A 25,195-nucleotide genomic window follows, 5' to 3' on the forward strand; every position below is an offset into this window, starting at 1 on the left:
CACAATATACGGGATGCAACGCTTGGTATACATTGGAGGGGCTCTTGTATATTTTGTCAACGCCCCTGCATAATGAGCTGAGAGAAAACGTTGCGCCCGGGAGGGGTTCGGCGATGAGCCAGGCACAGCGCCTGCGGCAGACCATCGAGGACGAGATCGTGGCCGGCCGCCTGGCCGTCGGCGCGCGCCTCGACGAGGTCGTTCTCGCCGAGCGGTTCGGGGTGTCCCGGACGCCGATCCGCGAGGCGCTGCTGCAACTGGCGGTCACCGGGCTCGTCGAGACCAAGCCGCGCAAGGGCACCATCGTCAGCGCGCCGGAGCCGCAGCTCCTGCTGGCGATGTTCGAGACCATGGCCGAGCTGGAGGCGGCCTGCGGCCGCTTCGCGGCCCGGCGCCTGACGCCGGACCACGAGGCTGCGCTGAAGGCGGCGCTCGCGGCCTGCGAGACCGCCGCCGCGGCCGGCGACACCGAAGGCTACTACGCGGAGAACCACGTCTTCCACGCGGTGGTCTACGGCGCCTGCGGCAACGCCTTCCTCGCCGAGCAGGCGCGCCTGCTTAGCCGGCGGCTCGCGCCCTATCGCCGCCTGCAGCTTCGGACGCGGCATCGGCTCGGTCAATCGCTGGCGGAGCATGACAGCATCGTCGCGGCGATCGTCGGCGGCGACGACGCGGCGGCCGCCGAACGGCTGCGGACGCACGTGGTGGTGCAGGGCGACCGCTTCTCAGACCTGGTCGCCGGCCTGCGCTCCCTCGGCAACGCCGCCTGAGCCACCGACCGGACGGAACCATCCGGCTCAGGCGGGCAGCGGGAATTGCATTTACCGCGATTGCGATCGGAGCGGGCGTCTACGCAGAACAACTCAACCACAGATTGTTTTTGATGGTACGATCCTTCGTCCTGGGGCGTGCGGGTCGGAGTCGTCGATGCTCAAGCACTTGGTGAAGACCGCGGGCCGGAAGGCGGGTCTCGACATCTTCCGGGCGAGCACCGATCCGTTCCGGTGGAGCCACACCGTCCACGATTACTATCCGGTCGCCCCGCAGGCACGCTGGCAGCCGCAGACCCTTCCGCACAGCCGCCTGCGAACGGTGCTCGACCAGGGCCGCCCGGATTACGAGCGCTTCGTGTCGGCGCTGGAGGACCACGCGGCGCTGATCCACGGGGTCGCCCACGCGCCCGACATCGCCAACCCGACCGCGCCGTGCTGGAACAACACCTGGTTCACGGCGCTCGATGCGGCGGCCCTCGTCACCTTCCTCGCCTGGAAACGGCCGGCGCGCTACGTCGAGATCGGTTCGGGCACCTCGACCTGCTTCGCCCGCTACGCCGTCGAGGCCCTGTCGCTGCCGACGCGGATGACCTCGATCGATCCCAACCCGCGCCGGCACATCGACCAGATCTGCGACCGGGTGATCCGCCAGCCGCTCGAGGTCTGCGACCTCGCGGTCTTCGACGCGCTGCAGGCCGGCGACGTGCTGTTCTTCGACGGGTCGCACCGGGCCTTCGCCAACTCCGACGTGGTGGTGTTCTTCTTCGAGATCCTGCCGCGGCTGGTCCCGGGCGTGATCGTGCACATCCACGACATCTTCATCCCCGACGACTACCCGACCGCCTGGAACTACCGGCTCTACAACGAGCAATACCTGCTCGCCGCGATGCTGATGTGCGGACGGCCGCCGTTCAAGGTCACGGCGCCGATCACCTATCTCTGCCAGGATGCCGGCTTCGGCGAGCGGGTGAAACGGGTGTTCGCGGCGCCCGCCGGCGGCCCGGACATCCCGTTCCACTACCCGAACGACACCGGCCTGCCGGGCGCCTCGTTCTGGTTCGAGATGACGGACGCCGACTAAAGCCTCAGTCGGCGGCGTCCGCCGGCAGGTCGGCGGAGGCCTCGCCGAAATTGGCGGCGATCACCGGCTTCTTGCCGCGGATGTGCTCGCGCATCAGCTGGGAGAGCGCGGTGCCGTCGCGGGCCCGCAGAAGCTGCACCATGCGGTCGTGCTCCTCGATCGCCCGGGTCCACTGCTCGGGCGTCTGGTGCGCGGAGTAGCGCGAGCGCTGGATGCGGCCCGACAGGCTGCGATAGATCCCCGCCAGCGTCGCGTTGCGGCTCGCGGCCATGATCGCCTCGTGGATCTGGCGGTTGAGGCGGAAGTAGCCGGCCTCGTCGGAGGCCTTCCACATCCCGACCATCGCGTCGTGATCCGCCTGGATCGCGGCGATCTCGTCCTCGGTGACGGTGCGGCAGGCGAGGTCGGCGGCCGTCGCCTCGAGGCCGGCGATGACCTCCATCATCTCCTCGATCTCCACCTGGGAGATGCTGGCGACCCGCGCCCCGCGATTGGGCAGCAGCTCGAGGTGGCCTTCGGTGGCCAGGATCTTGATCGCCTCGCGAAGCGGCGTGCGCGAGATGCCGAAGCGTTCGGTGAGCTCGCCCTCGTTGACGCGCGCCTTGGGCTCCATCTCCCCGGATTGAATCAGCGCCCGGATCCGGTCCGCCACCTCGTCGTGAAGATAACGTCGATTGATGCCGAGGCCGGGATCGATCTTGTTCATGCGTTCGATGCAATCGCGGGCGAGCAGGAGGCGCCCCTGTTTAGGCGCCTCCGAAATCAGTGTCGAGGCATCAGGGCTCGGTCCAGGATCCTGATCACATGTTCTGCCTCCAACCCGAGCCCGTCGTGGATCTGGTGGCGGCAGCTGGTGCCGTCCGCGACCACGAGATCGCCGGGGCCGGCCTTGCGCAAGGCCGGAAACAGCGACAGCTCGGCCATCGCCAGCGAGGTGTCGACGGTCTCGGCGCCGTAGCCGAAGGCGCCGGCCATGCCGCAGCAGCTCGATTCGATCGGGCGCACGTCGAGCCCGGGCACGCTGCGCAGCACGCTCTCGACCGCGCCCATCGCGCCGAAGGACTTCTGGTGGCAATGGCCGTGCAGATGCGCGACGCGGCCCCCCTGGTCGGTGAAGTCCGGCGCGATCAGGCCGGCCTTGAGGTCGGCGGCGAGCAGCTCCTCGATCAGCAGGCTCTGCTTGGCCAGCAGGTTCGCGTCCGGCCCGGGCAGCAGGGCGACGAACTCGTCGCGGAAGGTGAGCAGGCAGGACGGTTCGAGGCCGACGACGCGGGCGCCGGCCCTGACGAAGGGCAGGAGCGCGTCGAGCGTCCGTCGCGCCTCGGCCCGCGCCCGGTCGGTCTGGCCCGAGGCGAGCCACGTCCGCCCGCAGCAGAGCGGGCGTTTGCCCTTGGCGGGAAAGACGCGGTGCAGCCGATAGCCGGCGGCGACGAGCACCCGCTCGGCCGCCTCCAGGTTCTCGCGCTCGAAGGCGCGGTTGAAGGTGTCGCCGAACAGGATCACGTCGCGGTGCTCGCCCACCACGTCCTGCGGATGGGCCGGCTCGCCGGTCTCCTTCCAGGGCCTGCGCCAGCGCGGCAGCGAGCGCCGGGCGGAGAGGCCGGCGACCTGCTCGGAGATCCGCGCCAGCGCCGGCACCCGGTCGCGCAGGTTGAGCAGCGGCGCGAGCCGGGCGGCGATGCCGGCGTAGTGCGGCATCGCGCCGATCAGCCGGTCCTTCAGCGGCAGGCCGTGGCGGGCGTGGTAGTGGTGCAGGAACTCGACCTTCATCCGCGCCATGTCGACGCCGGTCGGACATTCGCGGCGGCAGGCCTTGCACGAGACGCAGAGGTCCATCGCGCGCTTCATCTCGGGCGACGTGAACGCGTCCTTGCCGAGCTGGCCCGAGATCGCCAGCCGCAGGGAGTTCGCCCGTCCGCGGGTCAGGTGCTGCTCCTCGCGCGTGACGCGGTAGGACGGACACATCGCCCCGCCGGCGAGCTTCCGGCAGGTGCCGTTGTTGTTGCACATCTCGACGGCGCCGCCGAAGCCGCCGGCCTCGGGCCAGTCGAGCGCCGTCGCCTGCGGCTCGCTCACCCGGTAGTCCGGCGCGAACCGCATCAGCGTGCGGTCGTCCATCCTGAGCGGGCGCACGATCTTGCCCGGGTTCAGGCGGTTCTCCGGGTCGAACGCGTCCTTCACCGCGTCGAAGGCGCGGGCGAGGCGCGGCCCGAACAGGGGCGCGATGTATTCCGAGCGCGAGATGCCGTCGCCGTGCTCGCCGGAATACGAGCCCTTGTAGCGGCGCACCAGCTCGGAGGTCTCCTCCGCGATGGCGCGCATCTTGGCGACGTCGCCGCCCAGCTTCATGTCGAGGATCGGGCGGACGTGCAGGCAGCCGACCGAGGCGTGGGCGTACCAGGTGCCCCGCGTGCCGTGCTTGGTGAACACGTCGGTGACGGCGTCGGTGTAGTCGGCGAGGTGCTCGAGCGGCACCGCGCAATCCTCGATGAACGAGACCGGCTTCGCATCGCCCTTCATCGACATCATGATGTTGAGGCAGGCCTCGCGCACCTCCCATACGGACTTCTGGCGCGACGGCTCGTGGATCTCGACCACCGCGTCGGGGAAGCCGTGGTCGGCCATGCAGGCGTCGAGGCGCTTCAGGTCGCGCTTCAGCCCGGCGAGATCCTCGCCGGCGAACTCCGCGAGCAGAAGGCAGTTCGGCGTGCCGCGGGTGATGTCGGCGAGCGTCGCGCGGAACAGCGGGATGTCGGCGCCGAGCACCAGCACGTTGTTGTCGACGAGCTCCACCGCCACGGGGTCGAGGTCGACGATGTGCCGCGTGGTCTCCATCGCGGCGCGGAACGACGGAAAGTGGCACACCCCCATCACCCGGTGCGCCGGCAGCCGCGACAGCTTCAGCGTCACCGCGGTGGTCGCCGCCAGGGTGCCCTCGGAGCCGACCAGCAGGTGGGCGAGGTTCGGCCGCGCCTCGATCAGCGCATCGAGGTTGTAGCCGCCGACCCGGCGCTGGACCTTCGGGTATCTGTCTCGAATTTCCTGGCGCTCCGATTCGGCAAGCGCGATCATCTTGCGCGCGAGGTCTTCCGCGCGGGCCGAGCCGGTGACGCCGTCGGACGCGTTGCCGGTCAGCCCGAAGCCGAAGGCCTCCGCATCGTGGAACAGCGCCTCCATGGCGAGCACGTTGTCGCTCATCTTGCCGAAGCGCAGCGAGCGGGCGCCGCAGGAATTGTTGCCGGCCATGCCGCCGATGGTGCAGCGGGTCGCCGTCGAGGGCTCGACCGGGAAGAACCAGCCGTCGGCCTTCACGCGGGTGTTCAGGCGCTCCAGCACCATCCCTGGCTCGACGGTGACGGTGCCGGCCTCGGCGTCGTAGTCGCGGATGCCGTTGAAGTGGCGGGAGCAGTCGACGACCAGCCCGGAGCCGATCGGCTGCCCGTTCTGCGAGGTGCCGCCGCCGCGCATGATCACGGGCACCCCGTGCTCGGCGGCGATCGTCAGGGTCGCGGCGATGTCGGCCGCGCTCCGCGGCAGCACCACGCCGGCCGGCATGATCTGGTAGATCGAGGCATCCGTCGCGTAGCGTCCGCGTGTGAAGGCGTCGAACCGGGCCTCGCCCTGCAACGCCTCGGCGAGACGCCGCGCCAGACCCGCTCCGTTCCGCCCCGCGACGCGTGCGCCCTGTCGTGCACCCTGGGGCGCCGTTCCAACCGCCACCTGCTCGGCCCTCCGTGCGACCGAACGCGGCCGCCTCTCCTAAATGTATTCAAAATTCATTTTTAGGGAAAGATGGCGCGCATCGCCTTCGCGATCCCGCGCGGCCATGGCACTATGGCGCCGCAACCCCGCCCAGAGGCAAGCCTTCCTGTGACGATCGATCTCTACAGCGACACCCAGACGCGGCCGACGCCGGGCATGCGGGAGGCGATGGCGCGCGCGGTGGTGGGCGACGAGCAGTCGGATTCCGACCCGACGACGCGCGAGCTCTGCGACCGGGTCGCGGCGCTGCTCGGCCAGGAGGACGGCGTGTTCATGCCCTCCGGCACGATGTGCAACCTGGTCTCGATCCTGGTGCAGACCCGGGCCGGCGACGAGATCGTGGTCGACGACCAGTCGCACATCTACAACACGGAAGCCGCCGGCTCGGCCGCGATCGGCGGCGTCTCGGTGTGGGCGCTCCCGACGCCGGCGGGCGTCTACACGCCCGAGGCGTTCCGGGCCGCGATCCGTCCGCCGGCGCGCACCGCGCCGCGCAGCGCCCTCGTCTCCATCGAGCAGACCACCAGCTTCTCCGGAGGCTCGGTCTGGGAGCTGGCCGACATGCGGGCGATCCGCGACATCGCCCGCGCGCACGGCCTCAAGGCGCATATCGACGGCGCCCGTCTCCTCAATGCGGTGGCCGCCACCGGCATCCCGGCGAAGGACTACGCCGAGGGGTTCGACAGCGTCTGGCTCGACCTCAGCAAGGGTCTCGGCTGCCCGGTCGGCGCGGTGCTGTGCGGCTCTCGCGACTTCGTCGTCGAGGCGTGGCGCTGGAAGTACCGCCTCGGCGGCGCCATGCGCCAATCCGGCGTGATCGCGGCCGCCGGCCTCTACGCGCTCGACCACCACGTCGATCAGCTGAAGACCGACAACGCGCATATCCGGCTGATCCACGCGGCGATCGCCGACGTGCCCGGCCTGCATTTCGACCCGACGGCCGGGCAATCGAACATCCTGTGCTTCGGCGTCGCCGGCCTCGGCGTCACCGCCTCGGACTTCGCCGAGGCCTGCCTCGCGCACGACGTCCGCATCCGCGCCATCGGCAGCCAGATCCGGGTCACGACCCATCTCGACGTCGACCGCGCCGGCGCCGAGCGGGCCGCCGAGGTGATCCGTGCGACGGCGATTTCGTTCGCCGAGCGCCGGGGGGGCGTTCGTTGATGGTCGAACCCTGACGGGTGGTACCCACATCGAGGGTCCGCATTCGACCCTTTGCAAACATCAGAAAGGTCGCTTGCGACTGTCGACGAGGCAAAGGCCTACGGTCGGGTTGGATAGATCTCCGCCGGCCTGTGTTCTATTGTGTAAGGACGACCTTGCCGTTGACGGGCCCGACACCCTTGGGCACCGGCACGCTCGTCGCGTCGTAGTTCGCGTTCAGATACAGTGTTGGACCGTCGTAGAGGTCGAGGAGCTGCACGACGATGACCGTGTAGGCCGACTGATCGCTCACGGCCGCGCTGCCGTCGATGATGAGCCGACCGGCTGGCAGGTAGATCGTGCCCAGCATCGTGCGGGCATTGTTGCTGATGATACGGTACTCGCGCAGCGGCTTCGAGGGGGGAGATGGCGGGGGCGGGGGTGAGCCTTTCGGGCCCGGTGGTGGTGGAACCGGCGCGGACACGCTTGGCTGCTCTGTCATCAGGAAGCCCGCCAGGGGGCCGCTCACCGGTGCCGACAGGCTGATCGTGGTGTTGGCATCGAACCGCAGACCAGCGGCGTCGCCCATGAAATAGAACCCGACATTCTGACCCGACATGCTGGCTTGCTAATCCACGATCAGCGGACCGTCCTTGATGATGTAGACGCCCGGGTTGAGCGTGACCTTGGCCGTTCCGGTGATGTGCAGGCCGCCGCAATACGTGCCGGGATCAAGCGTCGTGCTGGCCGTCACCGCAACGTTGCCGGCTGCTGGTCCTCCCGGTCCCTTTCCTGGGCCAGGGCCGGCCGCCGAACTCACCGTCACGCAGCCCCCGGGGGGCGGTGCGGTCACGATGCTGGCCAAAGGATCGTTGATCGCAGGGCAACCCGTGGTCACAGGCGGCGCGAAGTTGGCGCGGGCTGTGCTCGATCCACCGACGCTGCAGATCCTATCAGCCTTGGCGATGGCGTTGTCGTCACCCTGAATGGCCTTGGCATCATTGGAGTTGGCATAAAGGGAGCAAGACGTCGCCGACAGGTTCGCGTTCTTCTCCAGATGCAGGCTACCCGTAGCAGCGGGATCGAGGGTGAGCAGGCACAGGCGCATCTTGCCCATGACCGTCGCGGTCGAGCGGGCTGTGATCGGCACCACCTTCACGCCGACGAAGGCTCCGAAGGTGAGTTTGAAATTGTCGGTCGCACTGGCTGAGACGCCGGTCTTGTCACTGGTGACCGACACCTGCACGGTCAGGGGCCGATCAGGCGGGGAGGGTGCATTTTCGACGATGATCCGCTGAACGATGCTGGCCACCGCAGTCGAATTCGATGGCGCGAGCTTCAGGGCATTACCTGCCGCGAGCGTGGCATTGTCGACGGCGCTCTGCAATTGGCTACGGCGATAGGCTATGCGGCTGTAATCGATGCCGCCGCCAACCAAGCCAAGGAGGATCACGCTGGTCAACGCGAAGATCAGAGCGACTGCACCGCGGCGATCCGCATGGAAGCGTTGCCAGGTCTGCAGCGCGCGCTGCCAGTAGGGGACACGGTACGCGTGGGTGCGGCTTTGCCGAGCCATTCAGGTACCGTTTGCGAGCGCGTTCCCCCGAACGCTCACACAGCAGCACACACACGTTAAAGATGCATTGGCTCTTGGTCTTCAGCGCCTCTGCCTCTGCGACGTGCCCAGTCCCGAACCTCGCCTACACCTCGACGGCAGGCTTGGATTGAAGGCAAAACGTCCGCTTCGGGGCAAACGGCCGGGGTCCGGTTGCCACTCTTCTCGGAGGTTTGGCTATAGGTACCAAGCGTCGGATTTCGACCCCTGGCAGGGTGGGCGCCGGTCGGCAGAGCCGCACGGCGCCCGCATCGTCCCTGCGCTACTCGGCCTTGCGCTTGACGATGGCGAGGGTCTTCGGATCGAGCTTCAGGTCGAACTGCTTGCCGGAGCCGTCGACGGCATCGTCGACCTCGATCATGCCGTCGTCCAGCTCGATCTCCTTCCACTGGGTGAAGCCTTCCTGCTTCAGTATCGCCTCGACCTTGGCCTGCTGGTCCGGCGGCAGCTTCTCGTCGGCCCGCGCCGCACCGGACAGGCCGGCGGCGAGGACGAGGGCGAGGACGGTGGAGGTCGGGCGCATGGCGGTTTCCCTTCGTGGTTGTCGACCGGCGGAGAACAGCCGCGCGAGGAGCCGGTTCCTGAGGTTGTCAGGCTCATAGGCGCCGCCTAGGCTTACTTTCCCGTAAGCCGGAGGCTCCTCACGTCATGGTCACCCGCGTCGCCACCGTCGCCTTCGAGGGCATCGAGGCGCGTGCCGTCGACGTCCAGGTGCAGATCATCCCCGGCGCGGTGAACTTCACCGTGGTCGGCCTCGCCGACAAGGCGGTGGGCGAATCGCGCGAGCGCGTGCGTGGCGCGCTGATCGCCTCGGGGCTGGCGATGCCGGCCAAGCGCATCACCGTGAACCTCGCCCCCGCGGATCTGCCCAAGGAGGGCTCGCACTACGACCTGCCGATCGCGCTGGGCGTGATGGCGGCGATCGGCGCGCTGCCGGCCGACGCGCTCGCCGGCTACTGCGTGCTGGGCGAGCTGGCGCTCGACGGCACGATCACCGCGGTCAACGGCGTGCTGCCGGCGGCGATGGCGGCGGCCGCGCGCGGGCTCGGGCTGATCTGCCCGGCCGCGACCGGGCCCGAGGCGGCCTGGGCCGGCGGCGACCTCGACGTGCTGGCGCCGCGCTCGCTCATCCAGCTCGCCAACCACTTCAAGGGCACGCAGGTGATGGCCCGGCCGGTGCCGGCGGTCGCCGCTCCCGGGGCGCCCCTGCCGGACCTCCGCGACATCAAGGGCCAGGAGGGCGCCAAGCGCGCGCTGGAGATCGCGGCCGCCGGCGGCCACAACCTCTTTACGTTGTAACACATTAGTTGAGGCGGTTCGTGATCCACGCGGCCGCCGATCTGCTGGGCATGTCCAAGGAGACGATGGTGCGGGTCTACGGGCGGTGGACCCCTGCGTTTTCAAGAAGTCGCCGCCGATGCCCTCGCGGACCTCTAGAGCCTGGATGAAGGCCTAGCCCCCCTTCGCCTTGGTGCCTGTCCGGCCGCAGCCAATCGTCATGTCCGTTCCTACGAACGACGATGCCGGCAACCGCCCGGTTGCAGTGCAACGCCGGCGCCAGGGCACCTATCGAGGACGCTCGGTCAGGAGCGGTCAGGCCGTTGCGCCTAATCTGGACGGCGTAGGGGATCGGGAAGGGATAGGGGCGCGGCGCATGGCCCTCGTCGTTCGGGACGGTCGAGGCGGGAGGCAAGGGTGATAACGGACCCTGCGACGGACCATGGGCAACATGAAAAGCAAACCCGATCGAACTTTATGTTCAGCAAGGAACTGCTACCCATTGCAAAGGTTAAGGAGCGGGGCAAAAAATCATTCCTAGCATCTGACGGCGTGCCCTCCGATCTTCGGCTGCCGTGGTCGCTGCGGGCTATGGGACGTGCAGATACTTTCCTACAATCCCGGGCACGACGGTGCCGTGGTCCTCCTAAAAGACGGTCATCTGAAATTTTCCGTCGAGGCTGAAAAAGACTCCAACTACAGGCACTCTAACGTCACCGTCGCGGATCTGCTGCACGCCGTCGGCGAACTCGAAACCGTCCCCGACGCCATCTGCATGGGCGGGTGGTGGCCACGCGACCACCATGAGTATCTGCACGGGTCCCGCAGGAACGGCGGATACCATGGGCTCGGCCTGGGGGATGCGAAGACCTACCGCCTTCGCCTTATGGGAAACGACACAGACTATTTCTCTTCGTCCCACGAGCGGTCGCACATCCTGTGTGCCTTCGGTATGTCCCCCTATCCATCCGGCACCCCGTGCTACGCCTTGGTCTGGGAAGGGGATATCGGGACGTTCTACGAGATCGACCGCAACCTCGACATCACGCGATTGGGCGATGTCTTGGAGCAGCCCGGGAACCGCTATGGGCTCGTCTACGGCCTGGCAGATCCGACGTTTCCGAAGGATGGGCCCTATCCCCGCGCTTCCGATGCGGGGAAGCTCATGGCGTTGGCGTCTTTCTCGTCCCGAGCCGCCCCCTCCGCGGCGGAAAGTGAACTCTTGGCCTTCCTGCTCCAGGGTCCCTATCGGAGACTTAGCGACTACGAGGGGCTTTCGCGCGTCCCACACCTCAACGTCGGCCTGGACGATCCGGGCTTCCGGAACTTCGCCGGGCTGTACAGCGACGCCATCTTCGAAGCATTCCATCGGTTCGCGGCAGCAAACCTCACGAAGGGACTTCCCCTCGTCATCGCGGGAGGATGCGGCCTCAACTGCGACTGGAACACCAAGTGGAGGGAGACCGGCCTCTTCGCCGACGTGTTCGTTCCCCCGGTCGCCAATGATTCCGGCTCCGCCATCGGCACTGCGATCGATGTCCAGTTCCGGCGCACCGGCAACGCGAAGATCGCTTGGGACGTCTATTCGGGGCTGGACTTCGGCGCCGGAGGGGCTCCCGACCCTGACAGATACGATGCGTACGAGAGGGACGACGGCCTCGTCGCCGACATGCTAGCGAACGGCCTCATCCTCGGATGGGTGCATGGTCGGTGGGAAATCGGTCCCCGCGCGCTCGGTGCCAGGTCCATCCTCGCGGCCCCGTTCGACGACGCAACGAGGATCCGGCTGAACGAGATCAAACGGCGCGAGCAGTTCCGCCCCATCGCCCCGGTCTGCCTCCTCGACGACGCCCGGCGATGGTTCGGGTGCAATCGCGAGAGCCCCTACATGCTGTACACGTATCGCGCGACCACCGACGCGTTGGCGGCGGTCACGCACGTGAACGGAACCGCCCGTCTTCAGACCGTCACCCCCGCGAGTAACGGGCGCCTGCATGACCTGCTCGTCGCGTTCAAGGCGCGCACCGGCTTCGGCGTCCTCTGCAACACCTCGCTCAACTTCAACGGGAAAGGCTGCATCAACGAGATGGCCGATCTCGATACCTATACCGTGGATAACGGCCTGGACGGCTTCGTCGTCGATGGACGGGCATACCTTTCGAAGGGCTCCGAGCGATATGGCGCCTACAAAGCTGGCATGGCCCCGGCAGGCGGCATCCTATGATGACGCCGCAGGGGAGCCGCGAGGGGGCTGGTGCGGTCGGTCCATACCCGCCTGGCTTTGAGGAATCCGAGCCCTTGCGGTCCGCGTTCATCAGGGACGTGACGCTAAGGCAGCTTCGACAGACGACGGCGCAGGATGCACCCCCGTCCGGGACGGGGCGGATCCCCAAGCGACTCATTCGGTTCTGGCACGACCCGTCGGACCTGCCGGACGACGTCCGGGCCTGCCTCGACAGTTGGGACCGCCTTGCCACGGAAGGCTTCGAGTTCCGCCTGTACGATGACGTGACCGCGGCGGCCTATATCGGGGCCACGTACGGCGCACGCGAGAGCGCGGCGTTCGCCCGGTGCCGGCACCCGGCGATGCGCTGCGACTACCTCCGGATGTGCGTCCTCCTCGCGGAAGGAGGCCTCTACGTCGACGCGGACGACGTGCTCCTGGGGGATGGCTGGAGGGAGGTCTTCCGGGACGACCGGCTCAAGGTCCAGCCGCTGTGCTACGACATCCCGTCGGCCGGGATGGTGAAGGCGGCGGACATCTGGCGGCCGGACCTGCCGGTGGACGGGCGCATCTTCTACGTCAACAACGACCCGATTGCCGCGCCCGCCGGCCATCCGATCCTGCGCAGCGCCCTCGCCCGTTCCACCAACCGACTGCTCGGCGAGGATCCGCTCCCGGAGATCCAGGCCACGACCGGCCCCGGCAACCTGACCGCCGCTTTGGCCGCGCATGCCCACCGCATGGACCTCGCAAGGGACCCCTGGGACTTCGAGCTGCTGCACAATTGGGAGGCCATTGCGGAAACCCGCTGGCACCTGTCCTACCGGAACGACGCCCGCAACTGGCGGAACATGGGCACCTCGGAAACCTGATGCGCGGCCGGTCGGGATGAGAAGTCTTCCGGATACCATCGGTCGGTTTCGACGTCTCGCGTTCCGCATGGCCCGCGCCGTAGCGGGCGAGCTGCCGGGCGGCCGGATCTCGGCGTTCGGCGCCAGGCGGGGGAGCATCGGGGCGATCCTCGTCATCAACCTCGACCGACAGCCTCGCCGGCTGCGTCGCACGATGCGCGAGCTCGGCCGCTTCCGGACGCGCGACGGTGCCTCGCTGGCATCCCTGGCGCGGCGGTTCCCGGCGGTGGACGCCCGCGATGGACGAGCCGTGGCAGCAACCGCGGACGTGGATCCGACCTATCCTCTCGGCCATCAGCTCCATGTGCAACCGAGCGCACGGTTGGAGGAGTGCTTCGGCGACGGGGAGCCGATCCGGATGACGCGGCAGGAGGTCGCCGTCGCCCGGTCGCACATCGAGGTCTGGAAGACTGTCGCGCGGGGACCGCACGACAACGTGCTGATCTTGGAGGATGACGTCTGGTTCAGGCCGGGCGCGGCCAAGGCCGTCGACCGGGGGTGGCGCGCCGCATGGGAGCGATGCCGGTCCGACGGAGGACCTCGCCTGCTCTACCTCTCCTATTCGGACGCGGATGGTTCGGCGGAGCGCGCGGACGTGTGCGACGCCGTGTTCCGGCCTCTGCGCGGGTTGTGGTTCTTGTCGGGGTACGTCCTGTCCCGGGAGGGCGCGGCGATGCTGCTGCGCGCGATGCCCGTGATCGGGCCCGTGGACATGTGGCTGAACTTCCGGTTCCAGGAGCTCGGCGCGTTGGCGCTGACCGAGCCTGCAATCCTCCAGAGGGCGGACGGCGGCTCGGACAACGCCCATTCCATCCTACCCTATCTGGCCCGCGCCGGAATAGTCGACGGACGCCTAACGCCCTTGCCGGCCAGGGTTCGCGCGCCCCCCCTAATGGCCTGGACCGCGTGTGGCGAGCGGGAAGGCCTGGCCATGGCCTTGTCCATGCTCGGGCTGCGCGTCCGGGCCTTTGACGGCGATGAGCCGGCGATCCAAGCGGGCGAGCTGCCGGGCCTCCTCGATGCGTTCGATGCCCTCGTAGACGCTCCCCTCGCGGATTGCGCTCTTTCGGCCGCGGTCGGGTGGTCCGAGCTCAGGTTCGTCGTCGATGAGACGGCCACAGGCCAGCCTGGGGCCGCGGTAAGCTCATTGCCGCCAGGCAGGACCGTCGTCCTGCCGTCACCCATGCCCGACGCCGGAGCTTGGGAACCGATCTGTTCGCTGCTTGGTATTGAACCACCCGCGCAAGCCTTCCCGGTCGGGCCCCCACGTTGCTGGAGGATGTTTAGGGACGATCGGGGGGGATCGACGAACCTCATCGAACCCGCGCGACGGCAGCTCCCTACGGACGAGTCGCCATGGGCTATGCCTCCCGGAATCGGATGGCCATTGCCGCCCCCGGTCGGGCGATCCGTATCCGGGGGGAGCGAATGCCTCGTCCACGCCCCCATGACCGCCGCCACGCCGCTTTTCCCCGCAAGTGTCGAGACCTTTCCAGGCAACCTGGCGGTGTTCGCGCGGGACGGTCTCATCAACTCGGAGGATGGAGTCCGTCTCGTCCTTGGGAAGGAGGGGGCCGGCGACAGGCCATACCGTTCCGGGGCCTTCGCGTCGGCACGCTTGCACGGCCACGGCCGTTTCGAGGCGGAGGTCATGGTCGCGCGCGGGTCCGGCCTCGTCACCGGCTTCTTCCTTCACCGGGCCTTCCCCAGGCAGGAAATCGACGTCGAGATCACCGGTGACGACACGCGGGTGATGCTGGCGAACGTCTACTTCAATCCCGGCGACGACGGGGCGGCGATGGAGTTCGGCTACCGCGGCTCGCCCTGCCGCATCGACCTCGGCTTCGACGCCGCCTCGGACTTCCATCGGTACGCCATCGAGTGGCGGCCGGGACGCATCGCGTGGCTGGTGGACGAACGGATCGTCCACGACCGAGTGAGCTGGGACCCGACTCCGATCCCACATCTTCCCATGCGCTTGCACGGGAACCTCTGGGCACCCCGGTCCGGTGACCTCGCCGGACGGATCGACGAAGGGGCGCTGCCTGCGACGGCCATGTTCAGGAACGTTTCAATCTGGTCCTGAGTCTGGGCGGGACGGCCGGCGTGACCGGGTCCCGCGATGGTTGCACCCCGTCGCGCCTCACGCATCGGAATCCCCGTCCGGATGTCGGCTGTGCCCGGTGGAACCATGGAATGGATCTAGGCGGGTGACGCTCCCGATCAAAAGCTGCTGCAGGTCGATCTGGTCCTTGATGAACTCGTCGGCCGGGCTCGGTAAGCCGGCCCGGACCGCCTTTGCAAAGATGGGGACGGAAGAGGGCAGCCCGATCGTAACGTTGGGGACGTGCATGCGCTCGCTCCGAATCTTGAGGAACGAAAGATGAACGTGTATGTTGGTTTCCTGCCAAGTGCCGGGGGGAGCTCAGTCGTAAATTCTTTCGCCCCAGCTCAGCTTGTGCGTGGATGGCGTATATAGCTTTCCGGCCAGTTTTCAGGTTGTTCGACGGAAAGGCGATGTAGCCGACGGGAATGCGTCCTTCTTGGCGGGATTGGGTGAGTCGTAAAATAGCCTGTGCGCGGCCGCAGCCCGTGCCAACAAGATAATATTCAGAGAGGTTCGATGCCGCCACCGCTGGCTGCGACGATTACGATCCGCGAGACGCTGGCCATGCTCGATGGACCGAAACGGGCGATCGCCGAGGGCGTCGCGAACGATAGGTATGTCCTTTGGCTTGGCTCGGGCATTTCCCGAGAACGCATGCCCGACCTGACGGATCTCGCGAAGAACGTCTTACGGAGACTCCAGGCTCGCATTGATCAGGCGGACCCGGCATGCCGCTACCGGCAAGCACTGTCCGAGGTCCTGGCCAAGGCGGCGCCGAGCGCCGACGAGTGGGCCTCGGTCGACGATCGGCAGGCCGCTGACCTCTGGCCCGTGTTCGACACGCTGGCGAGACGGCTAGTGAGCAACTACGCGCGCATGCTCAACGTCACGGTAGACGGCGAGGAAGCGGATTTCCTGCTGTGGGAGGTCCTCGATGCGGCGAACGCCTATTCGGATCCTGCGATCGAGCCCGACGCAGAGCATCTCTGCCTCGCCGCGCTCGCGATCGAGGGCGTGGCTTCCGAGATGCCGACACCGAACTGGGACCCTCTCCTGGAGCGTGCCGTCGGCATCCTCGCCGGTAACCGCCCCATTCTGCGAGTGGCCGTGGCACCCGAAGATACCAGGCTGCATCGCGGACGGGCGAACCTCTACAAGTTTCACGGATGCGCGGCGGCGGCCCGCTCGAACCCAGGCCGATACCGGGGGCTCCTCGTGGCGCGACAGAACCAGATCCACGGCTGGGTCGCCACCAATCCCGTGATGGCGGGTGAGCTCATCCATCTCATTCTAACGAAGCCGACGCTCATGCTCGGCCTCTCGGCGCAGGATTCCAACATTCAGGCGCTGTTCGCCGAGGCGCAGGTACGGATGCCATGGCGGTGGCCCACGGTCCCGCCCTCGGATCCACCTGCCTACGCTTTCGCGGAGAACGCCCTCGGCGGTGATCAGGAAAACCTGCTCCAGAACGTCTACAACGCGGACTACTCGGCCATGAACCGGAGGCCCATGGCGGCGGAGGCCCTCGTGCAGGCCTACGCTAAGCCGCTCCTCTTGGCTCTATGGCTGTATGTAGTAACGGCCAAGCTTCGACTGCTCATCCAACACGGTCCTCCCGGACTTATGGTGGCGGACCGAGACAAGCTTTGCGAGGGGCTGGAACACGCCCGTGACGTCGTCGCCGACGGCCTCGTCCCGACTTCTGAGGTCGTCCTCGAACTGCTCGGCTCCTTCGGCCGTCTGATGGCGATGTTCCGGGATGGTGGCCTGCCGGCCGTTGCGGATGGCGTCTACAGCCCGATTTGCGCGCATCCGCTCCATGCCATGCCGGCCGACCCTTCGCTCAACGGAAGCGGAATCGTCCAATTCGCACTTGCCGCAGGCCTGATCGGGCTAGGGTTGCAGCGCGGGCACTGGTCCGCCGGCAAGGCGGCCCTGTCGGATCCGGCGTCCGGTGCCTTCATCCTCACGGGACGAAGCGGCCCAGCCAAGGTCTACTTCGCGGCGACCCCCCAGGCCGCCATCCTCATGAGCGTCAACGGCCTCGTCGCCGACAACGACGACGCGGTCATCGTTCACAGCCAGATGAACCCACCACCCATGCATCGGTCGCCGCGGCGTCCGCCCGGCCGCACAGGCCTGGCCGCGTTCAGGCAGGTCAGCGTGCCGGACCTGCTCGATGGCGGTGCGGAGGTCGAGGATCTGTTGGACCGCTTCCGCGTGGCGGTGGCCCTATGACCGTGCTCCCAGCCGAGAAGGTAGCGGACGTCCTGCTGGAAGCGGGGTACCGCAGGCTGGACCTGCCGCTGCAGGTCGCTGGGCTCAAGTTCGACGTGGCCGGCGCGTTCGTCGGCGTGGGCCATGTCGCCGACCTCGTGGTCGTCGGCGACATGGGGACCGACACAGAACGGAAGGTTGCGCAGCAGATTGAGGGGATCGCCCGCGCCCTCGACTTGATGCGGTCGCGCCGGCCGCTCACGTCCGTGATCGTCGGGCCGAGACCCGTAGGTAAGGTGCTCGACGCCATCGCGCAGGTCAGCCGGATTCTCGCCGTCGGGGAGGCCGATGATCCCGCCGGGCTTCGGGATGGTTTGGCGATCCTGCTTCCCCTGAAACTACCCGCCCCCCGGTCCCCGGATCGCGATCTCGGCGCCGGCGAGCACCTCGTCCTGCCAGACGTGGCGATCGCCTCGGCCCTGTTCGAGGCCTCGGCGCTCGGCGAGGACGCCGTGCGGACGTGTCTCCACGATGCCCTCAATGCGATCTTCGAGCCCGACCCCGAGAACGACGGGAGTATGATCGAATGAGCTGGCTAAAGTCTCTCCACGTCGAGAACTTCCGCAGCATCGCCGGCGATGTCGACATCTCGCTGGATGCGCCGATCGTGCTGATCCACGGACCGAACGGCGCCGGCAAGACGAGCCTGCTGTCGGCCATCGAGCTGGCGCTCACCGGCGACGTGCCTTCGCTGTCCCGTGCCGAGCCAGGCTACCTTGCCTACCTGCCCCATCGCGGCCGGGAATTCGGGCGGGTGCGCCTCGACGTGGCCTATCCAGACGGAACGCCCCGGACCGGCGACATCAAGGTCACAGCCGGTGGGGTAATGGGCAGGCCGATCCTCGGCGCGGCGGATGCCGCTTTCTTCAGCGAACGAAGCTATCTGGCGCAATCGACGCTTGGACGCCTGCTTGAGATCTATCAGCACGCCGAACGAAAGTCGCAGTCGCCCCTCACGCGCTTCGTCAAAGAGCTGCTTGGACTGGATCGCATGGAGGCGCTCGTCAATGGTCTCGGCACCGCCGGGCACATCTCTCGTTTGAAGGGACCGGTCCCGGCCTACGGTAAGGTGAGGGAGGACATCCCGCTGCAGGAAAAGGCTCTCCGCGATATCGACCGCGAGGCTCACGAAGCCGCGTCGAGCCTGGCGGCGCTACAAGCCTTACTGCGCGAGCGCATGTCGCGGATCGGCGCGCAGCTCATGGAGACTCCGATCGGCGAAGATCCCGCAGGCCTTCGTGAACTCGGCCAATCGTTGGCGCTCGACGTCGATGAGGCGGCGCTCACCGATCTCGTCCGCGCGAGACGGGAGGTCGAGGTCTCCGAAGCGGTCTGGAAACAGGCAAGCGCCGCTCCGGGGACCGCCGAACGAGAGAGGCTAGAGTCTGAGGGACAGCGCGCGCGGGGCGCATTCGACGCCTGGACAGGGCGCGACGGCGACAACGTCGAGGGGTTGCTCGGTCGCGCCGGGGCCCTATTCGCGGACTTCGCCCTGTCGGGGGAGAGCGGCTACGCCGAGCGCGCCCGATCGTTTGCCGTTCGGGCCGAGGCCGACCTGAGACGCGTCGAAGGCGTGCTGGCCGCACACGAGGCGGGCCTAAAACGCCGGGACGCCATCACGCAGGAGCTCCGCGAGGTGCGCACGCGCATCGATCGACTGGACTTACAAGTGAACGAAGCAACCGGGACGAACGAAGCCTATGCCAAGGCGCTCTCCGAACTCGCCGTTCACATCCACGGCGACACGTGTCCCGTCTGTGACCGGGATTTCGGAGGCGCCGAAGGCACGTCGCTCGCCGCGCATCTATCGGCGAAGATCGGCCGCTTGGTGGAACAGGCTGGACGCCTGCAGGCACTTGCGAGGGATCGAGGGAATTCCGCTGCCAGTGCCGCACAGCTCGAACGTCAACTGGCCACGGCTCAGACCCAGCTCCTGCCTGAGCCCGACCTGAGTCGGACGAAGGCTCGGGCGGCCGATCTCGTGGAGGTCTCGCGCCAGCTCGGGGGCGCGATGCCGCTAATGCAGGAAGGCGATCGCCTCCGCGGCGAGGTGGCACGTGTCGCCGCGTCCCTGGCCGCCATGCGCGACGCCGAACAGGCTGTGCTCATGCTTCAAGACAAGCTAGTTCGCCTGTGGCTGCGGTTGGGTGCGGACCCAATCGAAGGGGCGCCGACGTCAGAGCTACTTTACCAACTAAAGATGATGATCGAGGAACAAGAGACCGCGCTCGGCGAACGCCAACGGACGCGAAGGCTCGCGGCCGACACGGTGGCGTCCCTCATTGTCTTATCGCGCGAGATCGCTGATCGGAAAGCCCGGCGTGAGGCGGTCGAGACGACCCTCCTGGCGATGCGGCGCAAGAAGGACGAGGCCGACAAGCTCATCGACCTTGCCAAAGATCTCTCCAGGCAGACGCGCGAGGCGAGGGGGCGCGTCGTCCGTAACGCGTTTAACGACGAGCTCAACGCGATCTGGCGAGACCTGTTCGTCCGTCTCGCGCCCGAGGAGCCTTTCATCCCGGCCTTCGCCATTCCCGAAGGCGCCGGGACGGAGATCGAGGCCGTCCTGGAGACGCACCACCGCCAAGGAGGCAGGGGGGGCAACCCCCAGGCGATGTTGAGCGCCGGCAACTTGAACACCGCCGCCTTGACGCTCTTTCTGGCCCTCCACCTGTCGGTTGAACGAAGGCTGCCTTGTCTTGTGATCGACGATCCTGTGCAGAGTATGGACGAGGTGCACATCGCCCAGTTCGCCGCCTTGCTTAGGACATTCTCTAAGCAGATGAAGCGTCAGGTCATCATCGCCGTGCACGAGCGATCACTCTTCGACTACCTGGCCCTCGAACTCAGCCCGGCATTCGAAGGCGATCGCCTCAACGTCATCGAGCTCGGACGCAATGCCGTCGGTCAGACCACTTGCCATTGGGACGCGAAAACATTCGTTGAGGATAAGGCGATCGCAGCGTGATGATATTTCCTGCGACCGACGCAGGCCCCCCGATCGTCGCCCCCCTGTTCTCGACAAAGTCTTCCTCCGGGACCGGGTAGGTTAGAAAACAATCATACGTCGTGAACCAACAATGTCGAGCGGCAACGGCCGTTTCAACGGGCAAGCCGACCAACCGGCGCAGTAGGATGCCCACTGACTACACGCCCGATGCGCCGCCGCGACCCGGCTAAAGGTACGTGAGGCCGTCCAACGCGCCCGCGGCGAGCGTTCCAGTGGCCCGTTCTGGTAGACGCCGACCACCCATACTCTCGATGTCGAAGTAGCGGTGGCCCATCATGCCACCGCCGGACACCTTCCGAAAATTCGTCGGGGCGAATCCGTCGACGACGTAATATCGGTGTCGCGACGCCTCTAGCCCCGGGTAATAAGCCTGCGCGGCCGCCACAACGTCGCGGATCGCCTGTCGTCCCGCATCGTCGAGCTTACCGCTCTCGGGCTTGTCGAAGATCATCTCACCGGTGTCGTCGTGCATTGCTCCGACCGCGGTCACGATCCGGCCGACGTGACTAACCTGCTTATCGTGATAAAGGCCGAGAAACGCGGCTCGGGCGTGCTTCGGACTGCGATCGATCGGTTCGTAGTAGACCCCATGGGCGAGGTTTTCTCGCCAAGAGATGCCCGTGAGCATCGCGACCATGATCTGGCTTTGCCGCGGTACGAGCCCCTGAGCGAAGATAAAGTCCGCGAACTCCTGCAGGGTCGCCCGCAGGACGAGGTCCGCTCCCGGCAGCTCGGCGAGCTGGTCCACCAATTCACCGAAGGTGACCGGCACGACGGTCACGCCGTGCGCCGCCGCCATATCCGTGACCTCGCCGGGGAGTGCCAGCCCGGCCTGACCGGCCGTCAGGGACAACAGGAAGCTGCCTTTCCGTCCGGGCAGGCGATCGACGATCGTCTGGCAGTGCCGGGCCAGCTGTCCTGGGTTCGGCAGTGACCCGAGCTTCGTTTCGACGAAGACCGCAAGCGGGTCCTGGGCAATCAGGCCGTCCGGCACGCTGTGGGCGCCATGGATCTGCTGCGAGAAGCGGGGGCCCACCGTGACCTCCTCCGCGCACAGCGCCCGCAACAGTGCCTCCAGCAGCTTCGGCGATGCCTCGTAGAGCATCCGCAACATCACCATGACGTGGTTCGTGACCACGTTCTCGGTCTGGTGATAGTGCGGGAACCGCGTCACCTGCGCCATGCCGTCGCCTCCTCCGCGGGTCGCCCCGCTAACCGGAGTTGGTGCGCACCGGACGAAGGACCAGTATCCGGCGTACCGATTACGCCGGACCCCGCGCGTAGCGACCCTTTCCCTCGCGAGTCACCAGCTTGTTCCAGCTTGCCCGCATGTCGAGCTTCTTGCGCAGAATGTCGAGCGTCATGTCCTCGCGATGATGTGCGGCGCCCCGGACAGTCTCTGGTCGCAAGCGGGGTAGGATCTCCCCCACGGTCAGCGAACCGTTCTCCGGGATGATCTCGCGGACCTCGCGTACTACTCGATCCCAGAACTCCTCCGCCTGCAGGCGTCGCAGTCGAGCCTCGGACCGCGTCGCCTGCCCCCTAAGCACCTTGAGCTCGCTTTCGGCGGCATCGAGGCGTGCGAGGACTTCGTCCAGGATCTCGCTTGACGCCGCGCGTTCCGCCATTAACGCCTCGCGCTCGTCCGTCAGCGCCCGGGCCGCGTCGGTCCGCGCAGCCTCCCAGAGCTCGCCCACCACCGCCAGCATCCGGACCTGCAATCGCTCCGGGAGCTTGCCCATTTCAAGCGTCGGGCAATACGATCGCTCGGCCTTCCAGTCCCGCAGGAGGGGCCCGACCTCGCGGTTCGACCCGCCCCACTTCAGTCGCGGGATCACGTTCCGGAGCGAAACGCGCTCGCCCGCCGCCCTCAATTCGTCCGCCGCCTCGAACACTTCCTTCCGCGTGGGCATGGCTCCCTCCGTGATCGAATCGAGAATGCCGCGCCGCGGTTAACGATCCGTCGGCCGGCGGTCGCGGGTCACGGGTCGCGCGACCCGCGACCGCCGTCACGGACTCGCGATCCGGCCGCCCCCGGGGACGCATTGTGAAGGCCGGCGGTCCTGGATTGGGGACGTACCTCCGGTGCGCGGTCAAGGAGCTCGATCGTCCGAACGGTCGCCGAAGAGGTGCGGCTCATGCCCCCGGTGGGCTCGCTTGGATGGGCGACACCGACGACTCGCGGGCGACAGGTGCGACGACGGAGGGGTGTGAGGCCCGCGCTTCGCGACAACGCCGACATAGATCGAACCCAGGTCGGGCGCCCCGCCCCCCGGAATGCGTCCGAGCCCACGGGCCCCTCGAACGGACAGCCGAAACCTCACGCCGGATGGGGGCGACCCCATGCGTGAAACGCCATCCCTAGCCCAGGACGGCGTGAGAAGCGACGGTCGCCTCGGTGAGCATTCCTCCCACGACGACGGAACCCTGCGGAGCCGCGCGCGTGATCCTGACGACGATGGAGGTTTCGATGCCGGAAGACGGCGTGCCACCCGAAGGTCTCCCCCCGGCCGACGAGGGCACCGGCTTGCCGACGCCGCCCAGTCCGGGCCGCCTGCCGCCCATACATCTGCCACCCACGCCGGATCCCGACAGCCCGGTGTCCGACGACGGCAAATCGTCCGAAGTGCCTTGGGACGAGCGATGAGCGAGCCTGTCGACGGTGTAGGCAAGCCACGGCTCATGGGGGTGAACCACGTTGCGCTGGAGATCGGCGATCTCGACAGCGCCCTGGCGTTCTACGGGGCGATCTTCACGTTCACCCTCCGCGGACGTGCGGAGGGTATGGCCTTCCTCGACATGGGGGACCAGTTCCTCGCACTGGTAGAGACCGCCGCCGCGTCCGCGCGCCCGGCCGACTTCCGCCCCGAGGGACACTTCGGCCTCGTCGTCGACGACCGATCCCAGGCGAAGACCTTGGCCGAGGCCGCCGGCGCGCGCCTGATCCAGGGGGCCTTTCTCGACTTCCTCGATCCCTGGGGCAACCGCATCGAGGTCGTGCAATACGCCGATGTCCAGTTCACCAAGGCCCCCGCGGTGCTGGCCGGGATGGGGCTGTCCATCGGCAAGACGGAAGAGGCGCGGGGGCAACTCGTGGACAAGGGCATGCCCCTTGGCACCGATCGATAAGCTTGCCCATCCGGGGGTTTTGCGGAACGGCCGGGGATGCCGGACGGGGAACCCACGGACATTCTCGCGACCTGTCTACGGTCATGGAAACGGAGAACCGCATGCGCACCGCCATCGCAGCCATCACCCTCGCCCTCGCGACCGTCCCGCCCGCCGCGGCCCAGCAGCCCAAGGACGAGGGGGTCGCCATCGGCCCGTGGAAGGTCGAGGCCGTCGCCAAGGGCCAGAAGTTCGAACGTTGCACCATGACCCGGACCACCGACGACGGCGTCGACGTCCAGTTCACCCGCGATGCGCAGGGCCTCGACCTGAGCATGAGCTCGCCGAAGTGGAAGCTCGGCAAGGGCAAGAGCTACCCGGTGGAGCTCGCCGCCGGCACCTCGATGCTTCAGGCCGAGGTCGCCGCTTCGGGTAACGCCGTGTCCTTGCCGATCAAGGACGAGCGCTTCCTAAAGTCGCTTAAGCTCGCCGACAGCCTGGACGTCAAGGGCGAGGGCGCGACCATCAAGGTGGCGCTGGAAAAAAGCGCGGCGGGCCTCGACCGGCTGGAGGCGTGCTACGCCAAGAACGGATCGGCCACGGAGACCAACCCGTTCGTCGCCCCGAACCGGAAGCCATAAGCCGAGCGGTGGCGTGGGAGGTGTTTGCGGAGAATACCGACGCAGGCACCGACGATGGGTCCGCCCCCACGCAAAGCCTCCCTGGCCGTGGTTGTCGCGAAACCGATCGTCACGTTCCGGAGGCGGCGATCCAAGACGGGCCGCCCCTCGCGTTATCGGGTGCGCACGCCTCCGGGGTCGCCGAGCGCCAGCGTACGGAGAACTTCAGTTCGAACGATCGACATAGCACGCGAGGTCGGGCTCGTCGGACCGCCCAGGGAACAGCCTCGCGCTGAGACGTCGGACCGCGGGCTTGCTCGCGAGGGCGAGCGCACCGTGCAGAACGCGGATCCCAAGGCGGGTCCGAGGATGCATCAGCTTCGGCGCGAGTGCCGGGACGCCTTGCCCCTTCACGACGAACGGCCGCATCGCGCGGTCGTAGGCGGAAAATGCGGTCGTCACGTCCTCGGTGCGTGCCATCTCGCCGGCCAGCACGTAGGCGCCCGTGACCGCCAGGGTGGTACCCAAGCCGGCCAGGGGCGTCGCGCACCACGCGGCATCACCGGTCAGCACGACGCGGCCTGCTGACCAGCGCGGCATGCGCACCTGTCGCAGGACGTCGAAGTAGAAGTCGTCCGTATCCTCCATGCCGTCCAACACGCGCGCGGCCTGCCAGCCGGCATCGGCGAAGCGCGTCCGCAGGTAGTCCCTTTGCCGCTCGGGACCCCAATCCCCGGCGTCGGTGGGTACGTCCCGGTCCATGAGCATGGCGCGAGTCGTGCCGTGATTGTCGGGACGCAGGGAGACGCTGCGCCCGTCCGTGGCATTGTACCAGCGCCACATCCGGTCGTCCTGAGCCGTGCGTGGGATGGTGAAGTATGCGATGGTCAGCCCCATCCATCGAGGCTCGTTCTCCCCGGGGAAGACGAGGTCGCGGGTGGCCGAACCGACGCCCTCGGCGACGATCACCGCATCGTAGCGTTCCACCCCGCCCCCGGCGAACCTCACCGTCGCGCCGTCACGGTCCTCGTCGATGCGCGCCACCCGGTCGCCGAAGCGGAAGGTCGCCCGTTCACGGGCCGGCTCGTAGAGGAGGCGTGCGAGATCGCCGCGCAGGATCTCCATCTCGGCGGTCGGGCCGTCGCCCTCGAAGCCGGCGACGTCGAACCGCGCCGCGGCGCCTCCGGAAGCCTCCACCCAGGCCGTGCCCTCCTCGCGCGTCCCTTCCTCCAGGGCAATCCGCTCCAGCCCCATGCGACGCAGAACCTCGCGACCGACGCCGCGGA

The 25,195-nt window shown here is 67.6% G+C and carries 21 protein-coding genes and 1 pseudogene; 13 read left to right on the forward strand and 9 right to left on the reverse strand.

Annotation, left to right across the window (positions count from 1 at the left end):
- Window positions 1–113: 113 nt before the first annotated feature.
- Both MKK60_RS10350 and MKK60_RS10355 read left to right on the forward strand, forming a co-directional pair.
- Window positions 114–770: a GntR family transcriptional regulator gene (locus MKK60_RS10350; RefSeq protein WP_147843307.1), complete on the forward strand. Its 657-nt coding sequence runs from the start codon at window positions 114–116 to the stop codon at window positions 768–770.
- Between the two features lie 157 nt (window positions 771–927).
- Window positions 928–1,854, forward strand: a complete 927-nt coding sequence (locus MKK60_RS10355; protein WP_243937582.1) for a class I SAM-dependent methyltransferase — start codon at window positions 928–930, stop codon at window positions 1,852–1,854.
- Window positions 1,855–1,858: 4 nt separating this feature from the next.
- Here MKK60_RS10355 and MKK60_RS10360 read toward each other — a convergent pair whose 3' ends face one another.
- Window positions 1,859–2,560: a GntR family transcriptional regulator gene (locus MKK60_RS10360; RefSeq protein WP_147726689.1), complete on the reverse strand. Its 702-nt coding sequence runs from the start codon at window positions 2,558–2,560 to the stop codon at window positions 1,859–1,861.
- A gap of 56 nt (window positions 2,561–2,616) precedes the next feature.
- Window positions 2,617–5,574 carry an FAD-binding and (Fe-S)-binding domain-containing protein gene (locus MKK60_RS10365; protein WP_243985524.1) on the reverse strand — a complete coding sequence of 986 codons (2,958 nt, stop codon included), beginning with the start codon at window positions 5,572–5,574 and terminating at the stop codon, window positions 2,617–2,619.
- 114 nt (window positions 5,575–5,688) lie between these two features.
- Here MKK60_RS10365 and MKK60_RS10370 point away from each other — a divergent pair, with 114 nt between their 5' ends.
- Window positions 5,689–6,780: a threonine aldolase family protein gene (locus MKK60_RS10370; RefSeq protein WP_243985563.1), complete on the forward strand. Its 1,092-nt coding sequence runs from the start codon at window positions 5,689–5,691 to the stop codon at window positions 6,778–6,780.
- 136 nt (window positions 6,781–6,916) lie between these two features.
- Here MKK60_RS10370 and MKK60_RS10375 read toward each other — a convergent pair whose 3' ends face one another.
- The 3 genes from MKK60_RS10375 to MKK60_RS10385 all read right to left on the reverse strand — a co-directional run bounded on the left by MKK60_RS10375 (window position 6,917) and on the right by MKK60_RS10385 (window position 8,897).
- Entirely contained in the window at window positions 6,917–7,378 is a 462-nt protein-coding gene (locus MKK60_RS10375; RefSeq protein ID WP_243985526.1) for a hypothetical protein, read from the reverse strand.
- 9 nt (window positions 7,379–7,387) lie between these two features.
- Window positions 7,388–8,335: a TadE/TadG family type IV pilus assembly protein gene (locus MKK60_RS10380; RefSeq protein ID WP_243985528.1), complete on the reverse strand. Its 948-nt coding sequence runs from the start codon at window positions 8,333–8,335 to the stop codon at window positions 7,388–7,390.
- 301 nt (window positions 8,336–8,636) lie between these two features.
- A complete protein-coding gene (locus MKK60_RS10385; RefSeq protein WP_243985530.1) occupies window positions 8,637–8,897 on the reverse strand; it encodes a PepSY domain-containing protein in 261 nt (86 codons plus the stop codon).
- Window positions 8,898–9,022: 125 nt separating this feature from the next.
- Here MKK60_RS10385 and MKK60_RS10390 point away from each other — a divergent pair.
- From MKK60_RS10390 to MKK60_RS10405, 4 genes and pseudogenes are all read left to right on the forward strand, one after another.
- Window positions 9,023–9,661 (forward strand): annotated as a pseudogene (locus tag MKK60_RS10390) (magnesium chelatase domain-containing protein); the annotation flags it as partial.
- Between the two features lie 589 nt (window positions 9,662–10,250).
- Complete coding sequence (locus tag MKK60_RS10395) at window positions 10,251–11,876, forward strand: carbamoyltransferase C-terminal domain-containing protein (protein WP_243985532.1); 1,626 nt, start codon at window positions 10,251–10,253, stop codon at window positions 11,874–11,876.
- Complete coding sequence (locus MKK60_RS10400; RefSeq protein ID WP_243985540.1) at window positions 11,873–12,748, forward strand: glycosyltransferase family 32 protein; 876 nt, start codon at window positions 11,873–11,875, stop codon at window positions 12,746–12,748. Before MKK60_RS10395 ends, MKK60_RS10400 begins: the two co-directional genes overlap by 4 nt.
- 67 nt (window positions 12,749–12,815) lie before the next feature.
- Window positions 12,816–14,873, forward strand: coding sequence for a family 16 glycosylhydrolase (locus tag MKK60_RS10405; protein ID WP_243985542.1), 2,058 nt, complete (start codon window positions 12,816–12,818; stop codon window positions 14,871–14,873).
- Between the two features lie 57 nt (window positions 14,874–14,930).
- Here MKK60_RS10405 and MKK60_RS10410 read toward each other — a convergent pair whose 3' ends face one another.
- Complete coding sequence (locus MKK60_RS10410) at window positions 14,931–15,140, reverse strand: hypothetical protein (RefSeq protein ID WP_243985544.1); 210 nt, start codon at window positions 15,138–15,140, stop codon at window positions 14,931–14,933.
- Between the two features lie 270 nt (window positions 15,141–15,410).
- Here MKK60_RS10410 and MKK60_RS10415 point away from each other — a divergent pair, with 270 nt between their 5' ends.
- The 3 genes from MKK60_RS10415 to MKK60_RS10425 are packed head-to-tail and all read left to right on the forward strand — an operon-like array spanning window position 15,411 to window position 20,139.
- Complete coding sequence (locus tag MKK60_RS10415; protein ID WP_243985546.1) at window positions 15,411–17,132, forward strand: SIR2 family protein; 1,722 nt, start codon at window positions 15,411–15,413, stop codon at window positions 17,130–17,132.
- On the forward strand, window positions 17,129–17,701 hold the full coding sequence (locus MKK60_RS10420; protein ID WP_243985548.1) for a hypothetical protein: 573 nt from the start codon (window positions 17,129–17,131) through the stop codon (window positions 17,699–17,701). The genes MKK60_RS10415 and MKK60_RS10420 overlap by 4 nt, the downstream gene beginning before the upstream one ends.
- Window positions 17,698–20,139: an AAA family ATPase gene (locus MKK60_RS10425; protein ID WP_243985550.1), complete on the forward strand. Its 2,442-nt coding sequence runs from the start codon at window positions 17,698–17,700 to the stop codon at window positions 20,137–20,139. Before MKK60_RS10420 ends, MKK60_RS10425 begins: the two co-directional genes overlap by 4 nt.
- A gap of 208 nt (window positions 20,140–20,347) precedes the next feature.
- Here MKK60_RS10425 and MKK60_RS10430 read toward each other — a convergent pair whose 3' ends face one another.
- Together MKK60_RS10430 and MKK60_RS10435 are read right to left on the reverse strand one after the other, a co-directional pair.
- The gene (locus MKK60_RS10430; protein WP_243985552.1) at window positions 20,348–21,364 is read right to left on the reverse strand and encodes a hypothetical protein; all 1,017 of its coding nucleotides are present in this window, start codon (window positions 21,362–21,364) and stop codon (window positions 20,348–20,350) included.
- Window positions 21,365–21,443: 79 nt separating this feature from the next.
- Window positions 21,444–22,094: a DNA-binding protein gene (locus MKK60_RS10435; protein ID WP_243985553.1), complete on the reverse strand. Its 651-nt coding sequence runs from the start codon at window positions 22,092–22,094 to the stop codon at window positions 21,444–21,446.
- Window positions 22,095–22,624: 530 nt separating this feature from the next.
- Between MKK60_RS10435 and MKK60_RS10440 the strand changes: the two genes are divergently transcribed.
- From MKK60_RS10440 to MKK60_RS10450, 3 genes are all read left to right on the forward strand, one after another.
- Window positions 22,625–22,828: a hypothetical protein gene (locus tag MKK60_RS10440; protein ID WP_243985555.1), complete on the forward strand. Its 204-nt coding sequence runs from the start codon at window positions 22,625–22,627 to the stop codon at window positions 22,826–22,828.
- On the forward strand, window positions 22,825–23,310 hold the full coding sequence (locus MKK60_RS10445; RefSeq protein WP_243985557.1) for a VOC family protein: 486 nt from the start codon (window positions 22,825–22,827) through the stop codon (window positions 23,308–23,310). The genes MKK60_RS10440 and MKK60_RS10445 overlap by 4 nt, the downstream gene beginning before the upstream one ends.
- A gap of 101 nt (window positions 23,311–23,411) precedes the next feature.
- Window positions 23,412–23,930 carry a hypothetical protein gene (locus MKK60_RS10450; RefSeq protein ID WP_243985559.1) on the forward strand — a complete coding sequence of 173 codons (519 nt, stop codon included), beginning with the start codon at window positions 23,412–23,414 and terminating at the stop codon, window positions 23,928–23,930.
- Between the two features lie 204 nt (window positions 23,931–24,134).
- Here the strand turns inward: MKK60_RS10450 and MKK60_RS10455 are convergent.
- A partial coding sequence (locus MKK60_RS10455; RefSeq protein ID WP_243985561.1) for an FAD-dependent monooxygenase occupies window positions 24,135–25,195 on the reverse strand: 1,061 nt, incomplete at its 5' end.

The sequence above is a fragment of the Methylobacterium sp. J-092 genome, assembly GCF_022829325.1.
Lineage (GTDB): Bacteria > Pseudomonadota > Alphaproteobacteria > Rhizobiales > Beijerinckiaceae > Methylobacterium.

Excerpts from the sequence above, each read along its gene's own strand:
- MKK60_RS10350 (WP_147843307.1), top strand. The coding sequence starts at position 114 with ATGAGCCAGGCACAGCGCCTGCGGCAGACCATCGAGGACGAGATCGTG.
- MKK60_RS10355 (WP_243937582.1), top strand. The coding sequence starts at position 928 with ATGCTCAAGCACTTGGTGAAGACCGCGGGCCGGAAGGCGGGTCTCGAC.
- MKK60_RS10360 (WP_147726689.1), bottom strand. The coding sequence starts at position 2,560 with ATGAACAAGATCGATCCCGGCCTCGGCATCAATCGACGTTATCTTCAC.
- MKK60_RS10370 (WP_243985563.1), top strand. The coding sequence starts at position 5,689 with ATGGCGCCGCAACCCCGCCCAGAGGCAAGCCTTCCTGTGACGATCGAT.
- MKK60_RS10375 (WP_243985526.1), bottom strand. The coding sequence starts at position 7,378 with ATGTCGGGTCAGAATGTCGGGTTCTATTTCATGGGCGACGCCGCTGGT.
- MKK60_RS10380 (WP_243985528.1), bottom strand. The coding sequence starts at position 8,335 with ATGGCTCGGCAAAGCCGCACCCACGCGTACCGTGTCCCCTACTGGCAG.
- MKK60_RS10385 (WP_243985530.1), bottom strand. The coding sequence starts at position 8,897 with ATGCGCCCGACCTCCACCGTCCTCGCCCTCGTCCTCGCCGCCGGCCTG.
- MKK60_RS10400 (WP_243985540.1), top strand. The coding sequence starts at position 11,873 with ATGATGACGCCGCAGGGGAGCCGCGAGGGGGCTGGTGCGGTCGGTCCA.
- MKK60_RS10405 (WP_243985542.1), top strand. The coding sequence starts at position 12,816 with ATGGCCCGCGCCGTAGCGGGCGAGCTGCCGGGCGGCCGGATCTCGGCG.
- MKK60_RS10410 (WP_243985544.1), bottom strand. The coding sequence starts at position 15,140 with ATGCACGTCCCCAACGTTACGATCGGGCTGCCCTCTTCCGTCCCCATC.
- MKK60_RS10415 (WP_243985546.1), top strand. The coding sequence starts at position 15,411 with ATGCCGCCACCGCTGGCTGCGACGATTACGATCCGCGAGACGCTGGCC.
- MKK60_RS10420 (WP_243985548.1), top strand. The coding sequence starts at position 17,129 with ATGACCGTGCTCCCAGCCGAGAAGGTAGCGGACGTCCTGCTGGAAGCG.
- MKK60_RS10425 (WP_243985550.1), top strand. The coding sequence starts at position 17,698 with ATGAGCTGGCTAAAGTCTCTCCACGTCGAGAACTTCCGCAGCATCGCC.
- MKK60_RS10430 (WP_243985552.1), bottom strand. The coding sequence starts at position 21,364 with ATGGCGCAGGTGACGCGGTTCCCGCACTATCACCAGACCGAGAACGTG.
- MKK60_RS10435 (WP_243985553.1), bottom strand. The coding sequence starts at position 22,094 with ATGCCCACGCGGAAGGAAGTGTTCGAGGCGGCGGACGAATTGAGGGCG.
- MKK60_RS10445 (WP_243985557.1), top strand. The coding sequence starts at position 22,825 with ATGAGCGAGCCTGTCGACGGTGTAGGCAAGCCACGGCTCATGGGGGTG.
- MKK60_RS10450 (WP_243985559.1), top strand. The coding sequence starts at position 23,412 with ATGCGCACCGCCATCGCAGCCATCACCCTCGCCCTCGCGACCGTCCCG.